This window comes from Parafrankia sp. BMG5.11, assembly GCF_004337455.1.
Map to the genome: position 1 here is coordinate 1 of NZ_SJXI01000181.1, position 1,704 is coordinate 1,704.

Here is a 1,704-nt window from a genome sequence, read left to right on the forward strand (position 1 = left end):
AAGATTCAGGACAGGTACTCAGCAGGATGCTCGCAGCGTTCAGTTTGCCTAATTTGCTCCAGTATGGCGAGGTCGGGTCGAAGGTTTGAGACAGTTTCCGATGCCTCTAGCCGGCAACGCAAAATGGCAGGAAGCCAGTGCTTGATGAAAAATTCGTTGTGTATCCACGTACCTATGTAGAGTCCGGTGCCGATCAGGGCCAGAATGAAGATGATAAACAACCCTGTGGTCTGGGGTGGATAAGAGAGAATATTCGCTCGAGGATGATCGGAGTGTCGAGCTCTTCTGTGGTTCGACTGGGCGGCTTCGTTTTGTGTCATTGCGTCATCCAGTAGCAACCATTTTTCCGACGATGGAGTCCGCCAGGATTGAGGCGCGATCTTCGTCAAGACCAAGTTCTATGGCCCGATCATAGGATGTCTTGCGGATAAGACGAATCTGTTCGCGCGATAGTTCTTTGTCGGCATCGTCTGTCTTCGATGAAGTATCACTGCCGAGACGGAATAGGCGCCGGATGAACTGGCGAAATTTTGGCTCCGCCACACCCAGCGCTGTATCGGTGACAAAGGAAGCGAGACTAGTTAGGACCACAGTGACAATATCTAGAACATAGGGGATGAGGAGAATCTCATCGAGTCCGAACCCGACAGCCTCGTCCCGCTGCTGCCGGCTCAGCGCTTTTTTCGGGTTTCTGAAGTACTCCTCGGCTACTTCGTCGAATATCACGAGCTCGTCAGGAGCTGCATCCCGCAAAACAAGTTGCGCCACTTCGGCCACGAGGTCTTTTTCAGACTCGTGCTTCACGGTTTCTTTGCTGTGTAGCCTCACGGATCCCCCTTCCCGAGCCGCCCATACTGTGCAGCGCCAGATCATTGTCGTAACAGTCTGACGCGAAAAAGTTCTCTGTGAGAAACCGATCATCGGTTTACCCTCACTCTTCCATCCAAAACATTCTTGAGATATTGATCGATCGGGGTCACTCGGGGTCAAGATTTGAGTGGTTAAATTGCCGACCAAAGTAGCTGTACCTCACGAATCGGACAATACTTGCGAAGGCTCTATCGAAGTTGAGAATCGGCTACATAGGGGGCTATTAACATGAAGCCTAGTAGATCACTAATCCGGGATGCGACCAAGGATAGAGGATGTCATGGTAGGTATGTGAGCCTAAAGTATCCGCCATGAAGAGTGGGGGTGGTCCTGTGTTTTCCATGATCGGTGCAGCGCTTCGTACTATCTTTATCGGCCTCCTCGATAAGGCATCTACCGGTCGCTTTGTGGGGCTTGGTGGGACTCGATTCTGGCGTTTCAAGGCGGCAGATTCTAGGATCTTGGCAGGCGGCTTCGCCGTTCTTTTTGGGGCAACATCCTTGATTTTCTCGACCGCTGTCCAACCTGCTTTTGCCGACCCGGAATCCGAGGTTCGCAAGCACGCTCCGGCTCAGGTGCGCGATGCGTGCGTCCCGACCGAAGATGAGATCAAGAAAATTTATCCGCAAGCAAGTGCGTCTATCTTGTGTCCGACTCTAGATACTGCGACCCCGCAGTGGGTTACATACTCGTTGTACGAATCTCCAGAACGCATGAACGGCGACAAAGCTAAGGTGGTCGAGGGTTTCGATCTAAGTGAAGTTAAGGAGGTTGCAACGCTGTGCGAAAACGAGAATGGACGGGGTCGCTACGTGTCCATTCACGGGTGCGACC

Annotated in this window: 2 protein-coding genes; one reads left to right on the forward strand and one right to left on the reverse strand. The window is 52.2% G+C overall.

The window, feature by feature from the left end; genetic code table 11:
• Positions 1 to 324: 324 nt before the first annotated feature.
• A complete protein-coding gene (locus tag E0504_RS49400; RefSeq protein WP_131628062.1) occupies positions 325 to 828 on the reverse strand; it encodes a hypothetical protein in 504 nt (167 codons plus the stop codon).
• A gap of 374 nt (positions 829 to 1,202) precedes the next feature.
• Between E0504_RS49400 and E0504_RS49405 the strand changes: the two genes are divergently transcribed.
• The coding region (locus tag E0504_RS49405; RefSeq protein ID WP_131628064.1) for a hypothetical protein at positions 1,203 to 1,704 on the forward strand (502 nt) is incomplete at its 3' end.